This window comes from Bradyrhizobium sp., assembly GCF_017881085.1.
Taxonomy (GTDB): domain Bacteria; phylum Pseudomonadota; class Alphaproteobacteria; order Rhizobiales; family Xanthobacteraceae; genus Bradyrhizobium.
Map to the genome: position 1 here is coordinate 1 of NZ_JADGRI010000251.1, position 8,114 is coordinate 8,114.

Here is an 8,114-nt window from a genome sequence, read left to right on the forward strand (position 1 = left end):
GGCGCCGGCGCCAATATCGTTCTCAACGGCATGGGCGCGCCCGCCGACATCGACAAGGAACGCTCCGGCATCGAAGCCGAGTTCAAGGTCAAGGCGGTCCACTCGCCCGCCGACATGACCAAGCCTGCCGAGATCGCGGATATGATCGCGCTCGGCGAAAAGACCTTCGGCGCGGTCGACGTTCTCGTCAACAATGCCGGCATCCAGTTCGTCTCCCCGATCGAGGAGTTCCCGCCCGAGAAATGGGAGGCAATCATCGCGATCAATTTGTCGTCGGCGTTTTATGGCATCCGCGCCGCCGTGCCCGGCATGAAGAAGCGCGGCTGGGGCCGCATCATCAATACCGCGTCCGCGCATTCGCTGGTGGCCTCGCCGTTCAAGTCGGCCTATGTCTCGGCCAAGCACGGCATCGCCGGCCTCACCAAGACCGTGGCGCTGGAGCTTGCGACCTTCAAGATCACCTGCAACTGCATCTCGCCGGGTTACGTCTGGACGCCGCTGGTCGAGAAGCAGATTCCCGACACCATGAAGGCGCGCAACCTGACGAAAGAGCAGGTCATCCACGACGTGCTGCTGGAGGCGCAGCCGACCAAGGAGTTCGTCACCTCCGAGCAGGTCGCGGCACTGGCGCTGTTTCTGTGCGGCGATGACGCCGCCCAGATCACCGGCGCCAACCTCTCGATCGACGGCGGCTGGACCGCGGCGTAGCTCAGACCGTCACGCCCCGCCACCGGGTCTCGCCGTCGGCGAGCCCGATGACGGGCTCCAGCGGGCATCCAGTACGCCGGAACGGTTGAGATAAACTTCGGCGGCTGCGATTACTGGATCACCCGCTTTCGCGGGTGACGACAGCAAATTTACTTCATGCCGATCGAAATCTTGAGAAGGTCGCCTGTACCGCGGCATCGGCTGCGACTTCCCCGCCGTCGATAGAGGTCATCGCAGTATCGATGATCTGCAATTCCACCCGGGTTTAGTCTTGGCCCCGCAATTTTGGCTTTTCAGGTCCGCCGCAGCCATAAAAAATCACGCAGGCGAACGAATTTCCAATCTTAAGGACGCGCCTTCAGAGTCGCTCTTCCCGAAACGCTCGACAAGGCGACGATGATGTTGAATCTCGTCGGCGATGATCAGCTTGCGGTACTTGAGGTCAGCAATCGCCGAGCCGTCAGTCGGGCCATGACGCAAAGCGTTCGCTATTTCCTTTTCGAGGGCCCGGTATCGTCGTTCCAGGTAGGCAATGGTTGTTTGCGCCATCATACTCTCCGGCATAGTCGCATCTGCAGTGCGCATCAGAACGGGAAAGTGGCAAAACGTCTTTGACCTGAATCAAGGTCAGCGCGTTCGCCGTCTCAGTGGGCAATCAGCAGTGGAACGACGGCGTCGCGCAGCAAGGACCGGGTTACGCCGCCAAAGATCATTTCGGCCGTTCGGGCATGGCTATAGGCGCCGACGACGACGAGATCGGCATTGCGGCGTTCCGCATAAGCCAGGATAATTTTGGCGATGGGCTCTGCATGCGACTGCACCTGTTCGACAACGACCCTGGCTCCATGACGGGTCAGGTAATGCGCCACGTCGGCGCCGGGCTCGGCGCCATGGCGGGGATTTTTCTGCGGATCGACTACGAGGATGGTGACGGAGAGCGCGCCGACGAGAAGCGGAAGCGCATCTGCTATCGCGCGCCGCGCCTCGCGGCTGGCATTCCAGGCGACGACAACATGCTCGGCAGTGGATCCCGTCCAGGGCTCCGGCAGCAGGAGGAAGGGCACACCGGTGGCGAGAAGAAGCGCTTCGGCCGACCAGTCGCGCGGCAATCCGCCCGCGCGCGGGCCACCGACGATCACCAGATCGGTATGCAGGGAATTCAGCGCGGCGCTATCATCGACGCCATCCTGACGGAAATGGCGGAACTCGAAACTGATGTTTTCACGAGCACAACCTGCCGAAAAACTCCGGTTCGCGGCGTCCGTCGCGGCGGCTTCGCTCGACTGGTGGCTGGCAATGACCCGCCGAACGGCCTGCTGCCCTCGAACAAAGGATTCCGCGGGACTATCACCCCAGGTCGGCGGCACCGCGAAGATCCCAATGAGGTGCGCTCCATGACGACATGCCATCCTGACCGCGTAGGAAGTGCGCGCTTCGCCGGCGGGTGAAGGGTCTACAAACACAGCGATGCTTCTGAATGCCAATGCAATCCCCTCTGGCGCCAACAAGCGTGCCGACCGTGGGCCCACCACGATCGGCATCGAAATATTCCTCGTCGTGTTGATATAGATAGCCGTCCGCCGGTCGGCGTATTGATCGAGCTCAAGGGGCGCCGCGTTAAAAGCGGAATCGAACGCGGCGGCTGTATGCCCGGCGAGACCGGACATCGGTGAATTAGGTTCGGAACCGAGGTTTTGACTGCGGATTCACGAGTCCGCGCGCTGGGCCGCGCCCTTCCCGAACGGCAGCACGTTCAGCCCGAGCCGCTGTCGCACGATCCAGAACAACAGCACGGTCTCGAAGACAAGCGAGATCGAGGTCGCCGCGGCGGCGCCGTGGCCGCCGAAGCGCGGCACCAGCGCGACGCACAGCGCCACGTTCATGACAAAGGACAGCGCATAGGCCAACGCGCAGATATGCTGGTGGCCGAGCATGTTGAGCAGCCGCTCGACCGGGCCGATCGCCGAGCGCACCACGAGCCCAATGGCAGCTATGAACATGATGTCGTAACCGACCACGAATTGCGGTCCGAACAGCCATAGCAGCGGCTTGCCGAACGCCAGCAGAAGGACGGTCGCGGCGAGCGAGGGCCAGAACGTCCACTTGATCGCATACGCGACATAGGCCGCCAGCCGCGGCTTGTCGCCAAGCGCGTGATATTCGGCAAAACGGTGCGCCGTGGTCGCCGACATCGCGTAGTGGATGAAGGACACCAGCGCCAGCGTCTTCACCACGGCGAAATAGACGCCGACCTCTTCGGAGGGACGGAACTGCTGCAGCACCAGCACGTCGGTGTAGGACAGCAGCAGATAAAAGCCTTCGACCAGCAGGATCGGCAGCGAAATCGCCAGCCATCCGTGGAAATCATAGGCCTTGGGGCCGGACTCGACGTTGCCGCCGAGCCGGCGGTTCAGCACCGTCATCTGTCCGATCATGGCGATCCATACCGCGGCTGCGCTGGCGAGCATCGCGGCGGTGGCGCCGAGATGGAAACCGAGCGCGAAAGCGCCTGCGGTAAAGCCGATGATCAGCGACTGCCGTACGATGAACTGCGGCATCAGGCCGAGCCGCATCCAGTCATACGAGCGCGCGATGCCGTCCTGGGTATTGGCGACCACAAAGGCCGGCAACGTGAGACAGCCGATGTAGAGCGGAACGATCTCGCCCGCTTCGATCCACGGCGACAGCAATTTCACCACGCCCGCGAGCAGCAGCGAGACAAGGGCGGAGACGACGAGCGTCAACCAGCGGCTGCCGGAGAGAAAGCCGCGCAGCAGCGCGTGTTCGCCCGCGGCACGATATTCCGGGATAATCTTTTGCGCCGAGGTCGAAATGCCAAAATCCATCATGCTGCCGAGCAGCAGCACCCAGGTCCAGACATAGACATAGACGCCGTAATCCGAACCGCCCATCCAGCGCGCCAGCAGAATCTGCGAAACGTAGGCGAGTGCTGCGCTGATGACGCGGATGACGAAGATCGTTCCCGCCAGCCGTCTTGTCAGCGAGGCTTCGCTGGAACCGGCCAGCATTGAACGCAGCCGCGTCATCACGCCGGCGGGCGGAACGGTTGCGGATTGGGCGTCCATCGCGGTCAAATGGAAAAACCTCGAAAACCGCCGCGGGGTTGCGGCGACCATTTCGCCTATCAACTATTCGTTAAGATTCGGTTGGGTGCGCCTCTCCCAAATCGTCATTCCAGATTGATATTGAATTCGTAGGAATGCTCGCCGCCGACCAGCGTCAATTTCAGCGCGGCGCCATCCGGGCTGGTGCCGGGCGGCACGCCGTCGAGCTCGAAGGCGAAGCGCTTGACCCCGGGCGGGCCGTGTTCGACAAGGTTTGGAACCGGCAGCCCCCAGTCCGGCGTCGGCCCTTCGACGAACAGGCTGACATCCCTGGCATCGGGGCTCACCACGTCGACCAGGACGGTGGATTTGCCCTCGCGTTTGACGTCGCGGATGGTCAGCGGGTTGGGATCGCCGATATTGGCCGGCTTCGGCACCGTGTCGAGAGCTGCGAACAACGCGCTGTCCTCGGTGCTCGCCACGCTGGTGAAAGGCAGCTCGGCATTGGCCTGAACGGGAATGCAGATCTTTTCGCACACCGCGTAGTTGATGTCGGCGCGCAACGTTACCGGCTTGTCGGCATTTTTCGCCACAATTCGCAACGGCAGTACGATTCCGTCGTGGTAGCCCATGGAATGGCCGCCGGCGCCGTCGTCGAATTTCAAAGGCGCTGGCCACAGCACGGTCACGGCTTCGATATTGTCCGATTTCGAGAAATCGAAGCGCGGTGGCACGCCGGAATCGCCCGGCGTGCGCCAGTAGGTCTTCCAGCCCGGCTGCAGCTGAATGGCGATGCCGCCGAGCAGCACCGCGCCGCTGCGCGAGCCCGCCAGCAGCCGCACTGCGGAATGCCCGTCGCGTTGCCAGGGCGAGGCATCCTGGGCGCGGGCCTCCATCGTCAGGGATGGCGCAAGGACGATTGCGGCGAAGCCGAGCGCGGCGCGGAAGGGAACCATGGCTGTCATGATACTTATTTATAGGCTAGCAGGGGCACAAACCATTGAATTGCTTGTGATGTATTTTCAAGCGCCGGGGGAAGCTTGATTGACAGAACTGCCACCCAATATCAGGATGGGCGGCAACATGAGAGTGCTTTGCGGATGGACCCTGCAGGCAAAAGACCGAGGATAGTTCGCCGCGAAGCCGCCGGCATCGGCGACAATTCGTCCGAAGGCGGCTATCTCGACGGCCAGCTCCTGATCGCCATGCCCGTGATGGGGGACCCGCGCTTCGAACGTTCGGTGATCTATCTCTGCGCGCATTCTTCCGAGGGCGCGATGGGCATCATCGTCAATCGCCCGGCGGGCAGCATCGACTTTCCCGAACTCCTGGTGCAACTCGATATCATCAAGAAGGCCGATCAGATCAAGCTGCCGGAAAACGCCGAGAGCATGAAGGTGCTGAAGGGCGGCCCGGTCGAGACCGGCCGCGGCTTCGTGCTGCATTCGAGCGACTTCTTCATCCAGGATGCCACGTTGCGGATCGACGACGGAATTTGCCTGACCGCAACCGTCGATATCCTGAAAGCCATCGCGAACGGCGCGGGTCCCAAGCACGCGATCCTCGCGCTGGGTTACGCCGGCTGGCGGCCGGGACAACTGGAAGCCGAAATCCAGGACAATGGCTGGCTGCACTGCGATGCCGATGCGGATCTGATCTTCGGCGGCGATATCGAGGAAAAATACCTGCGCGCACTGCGCAAGATCGGGATCGATCCGGGCATGCTGTCGAACGAGGCGGGGCACGCCTGAGCGGGTCCGTCGTTGCCGGGCCTGACCAGGCAACCCCTCCACTTCGAGAAATGACATCCTATGAAGAACGATGGATACGCGGGTCAAGCCCGCGTATGACGAGTCGCGCCGTTCTTACTCCGCCGCCTGTTGCGCGACCGTCGGCTCGGTGCCGGCCACCGTAGCGCGGCGCATGTCGCGCGGCTGCGACTGGTCGTAGCGGCGCACCCGGTGCATGGTCTGGCGGTTGTCCCACATCACGAGGTCATGCAGCGTCCATTTGTGGACGTGGACGAATTGCGGCTGCGTGGCGTGCTCGGTGAGGTCGCGTAACAGCAGCCGCGCTTCCGGCACGCTCATGCCGAGGATCGCGCCGGCATGCGACGACAGATAGAGCGACTTGCGGCCGTGCACCGGATGGGTGCGCACCAGCCGCTGCAGCACCGGCTTGAACATCTGCTTTTCTTCCTCCGTGTAATCGAGGAAGCCGAGCGATCCGCGCGAATACATCAGCGAATGCTCGCAGATCATGTCGGCGATCTCGAACTTGGTGTCGTCGTCGAGCGCGTCATAGGCGGCGCGCATGTCGGCGAATTCGGTGTTGCCGCCCCTGGCGTTCACCACACGCGCCGACAATAGCGAAAACTTCGCCGGAATCGGGCGGAATGAACTGTCGGAATGCCACAGGCAGTTGCCGAGGTTGAACAGATGGGTGCGGTGATCCTTAGGGAGAGGCTTGCCGTCCTTGCCGAGATTGGAGACGTCGTTCAGGCCGGAGGTCAGCCGGTAGTCTTCCTTCTTGGTCACGGTGCCGCCGCGCGCATTCTCGCGCTCGCCGAAATTCAGGGCGAAGGCGAGCTGCTGTTCGTCCGTGATGTCCTGGTTGCGGAACAGCAGCACGGCATATTTATCCATGCCGGCTTCGATATCCCGGGCCTCCCGCGGCGTCAGGGGTTTTCGCAGATCGACGCCGGACACCTCGCCGAAGAAATGCGGGTGAAGCTGCCGGATCGTAACGGTCATGGCGTTTTCTCCTGGTCGAGGGACGCGGTTATCCCGCTCCGTTTTCCCGAAAAACTACTCCGTGACCGGACGAAGTCAACGCTGCGCGGGCCAAGAGCCGCGCACATCTGTCATGCCCGGACTTGATCCGGGCCTCCATCAATCTTCGCAAGAGCGCTTTCGAAGCGGATGAATTGCCGGGTCAAGCCCGGCAATGACGAAAGGCAATTGGGCTCACGCATTCCGGGCCATCAGGCCGCCGTCGACCGGGATGATGGCGCCGGTCAGGAAGGAGGCCGCCGGCAGGCACAGGCTCAGCGTCATGTGGGCGACTTCTTCGGGATCGCCGTAGCGGCCGAGCGCGGTGCGGCGCTTGGCGTAGATTGTTTTGTGCTCCTCCGAAATCCGCTCCGTGATCGCCGTCCTGATCGGCCCCGGACAGATGCAGTTGACGGTGATGCCGTCGCGGCCGAGTTCGACCGCGAGCGAACGCGTCAGTCCAACCACGCCCGCCTTCGCCGCCGAATACGGGCTGTGCAACGCGGTAGCGCCGAGCGCCTCGGTGGAGGCGATATTGACGATCCGAGGGCTTTTCGATTGGCGCAGATAAGGCAGCGCGGCGCGGATCACGCGTTGATGCGCGGTCAGCATTACGGCGAGGCCCTTCGCCCAGGCTTCGTCATAGCCGTCATCGTCGATCGCCACGCGCACCGAAATACCGGCATTGTTGATGACGATATCGAGCCCGCCGAAATGGCCGGCAATGCCGTTGACGACGGTGGGGATGTCATCGCGATTGGCGACATCTAGCTTCCAGGCTTTTCCAATTTCACCCCGGCCCGTGATCTCGGCGGCGACGGCCTCCGCGCCTTCGGCCATGTAGTCGGTGACCGCGACCTTGGCGCCCTCGGCGGCGAACGCGCGCGCGGTGGCGCGGCCCATGCCGCTGGCGGCGCCGGTGACGAGGACCGTCAATCCCTTGACCGAGCGGCTGAGTTGCTTGAAATCGGACATGGGCGTTTCCTTGGGTCTTCCCTGGAGTGTCTGCCGCTATGCTTTTGGCGGCCATTGAATGCGAGGTGGACGATGAACGAACTGGATTTCAGCGGCAAGCAGGTTCTGGTGGTCGGCGGCTCCAGCGGCATCGGCAACGGCATTGCGCAGGCGTTCCGTGCCAAGGGCGCGCGCGTGCACGTCTGCGGCACCCGCGCATCCGCGGCCGATTATTCGGCGGGCGAGGGATCGGATCTCGAGGGCCTCGATTACGCGCAGCTCGACGTCAGCGACGCCCAGGCGATCGAGAACTTCAAGCCTTCGTTCGACCGGCTCGATGTGCTGGTGCTGGCGCAGGGCGCGGTGATCTACCGGCGCGGTGAATTCGAAATGGCCGGATTTCGCAAGGTTCTGGAAGTCAATCTCATGAGCCTGATGGCCTGCGCCGGCAAATTCCAGGACATGCTGACCGCGAGCCGAGGCTCGCTGATCATCGTCAGCTCGACCGCCGCCTATCCATTCGACCAAGGGCAATCCGGCCTATAACGCCTCCAAGACCGGCGCGATGGGGTTGACCCGGACGCTCGGCGAGGCCTGGGCGGAGGACGGCATCCGC

At 62.9% G+C, this 8,114-nt stretch carries 8 protein-coding genes and 1 pseudogene; 3 read left to right on the forward strand and 6 right to left on the reverse strand.

Annotated features, from left to right (window positions below; all coding sequences use genetic code 11):
• A partial coding sequence (locus QZ213_RS20670) for a 3-hydroxybutyrate dehydrogenase (protein WP_291687954.1) occupies positions 1–708 on the forward strand: 708 nt, incomplete at its 5' end.
• 318 nt (positions 709–1,026) lie between these two features.
• Here the strand turns inward: QZ213_RS20670 and QZ213_RS20675 are convergent.
• From QZ213_RS20675 to QZ213_RS20690, 4 genes are all read right to left on the reverse strand, one after another.
• A complete protein-coding gene (locus QZ213_RS20675) occupies positions 1,027–1,257 on the reverse strand; it encodes a YdcH family protein (RefSeq protein ID WP_291687955.1) in 231 nt (76 codons plus the stop codon).
• A 95-nt stretch (positions 1,258–1,352) separates the two neighbouring features.
• On the reverse strand, positions 1,353–2,375 hold the full coding sequence (locus QZ213_RS20680) for a universal stress protein (RefSeq protein WP_291687956.1): 1,023 nt from the start codon (positions 2,373–2,375) through the stop codon (positions 1,353–1,355).
• Positions 2,376–2,414: 39 nt separating this feature from the next.
• On the reverse strand, positions 2,415–3,794 hold the full coding sequence (locus QZ213_RS20685) for a flippase (protein ID WP_291687957.1): 1,380 nt from the start codon (positions 3,792–3,794) through the stop codon (positions 2,415–2,417).
• Positions 3,795–3,898: 104 nt separating this feature from the next.
• The gene (locus QZ213_RS20690) at positions 3,899–4,738 is read right to left on the reverse strand and encodes a protein-disulfide reductase DsbD domain-containing protein (RefSeq protein WP_291687958.1); all 840 of its coding nucleotides are present in this window, start codon (positions 4,736–4,738) and stop codon (positions 3,899–3,901) included.
• Between the two features lie 135 nt (positions 4,739–4,873).
• On the opposite strand from QZ213_RS20690, the gene QZ213_RS20695 reads away from it, so the two are divergent.
• A complete protein-coding gene (locus QZ213_RS20695; RefSeq protein ID WP_291687959.1) occupies positions 4,874–5,524 on the forward strand; it encodes a YqgE/AlgH family protein in 651 nt (216 codons plus the stop codon).
• Between the two features lie 114 nt (positions 5,525–5,638).
• Here QZ213_RS20695 and QZ213_RS20700 read toward each other — a convergent pair whose 3' ends face one another.
• Both QZ213_RS20700 and QZ213_RS20705 read right to left on the reverse strand, forming a co-directional pair.
• A complete protein-coding gene (locus QZ213_RS20700; RefSeq protein ID WP_291687960.1) occupies positions 5,639–6,526 on the reverse strand; it encodes a TauD/TfdA family dioxygenase in 888 nt (295 codons plus the stop codon).
• A 213-nt stretch (positions 6,527–6,739) separates the two neighbouring features.
• The gene (locus QZ213_RS20705; protein ID WP_291687961.1) at positions 6,740–7,519 is read right to left on the reverse strand and encodes an SDR family oxidoreductase; all 780 of its coding nucleotides are present in this window, start codon (positions 7,517–7,519) and stop codon (positions 6,740–6,742) included.
• A 72-nt stretch (positions 7,520–7,591) separates the two neighbouring features.
• Between QZ213_RS20705 and QZ213_RS20710 the strand changes: the two are divergent.
• Positions 7,592–8,114: pseudogene (locus QZ213_RS20710) on the forward strand (SDR family NAD(P)-dependent oxidoreductase); the annotation flags it as partial.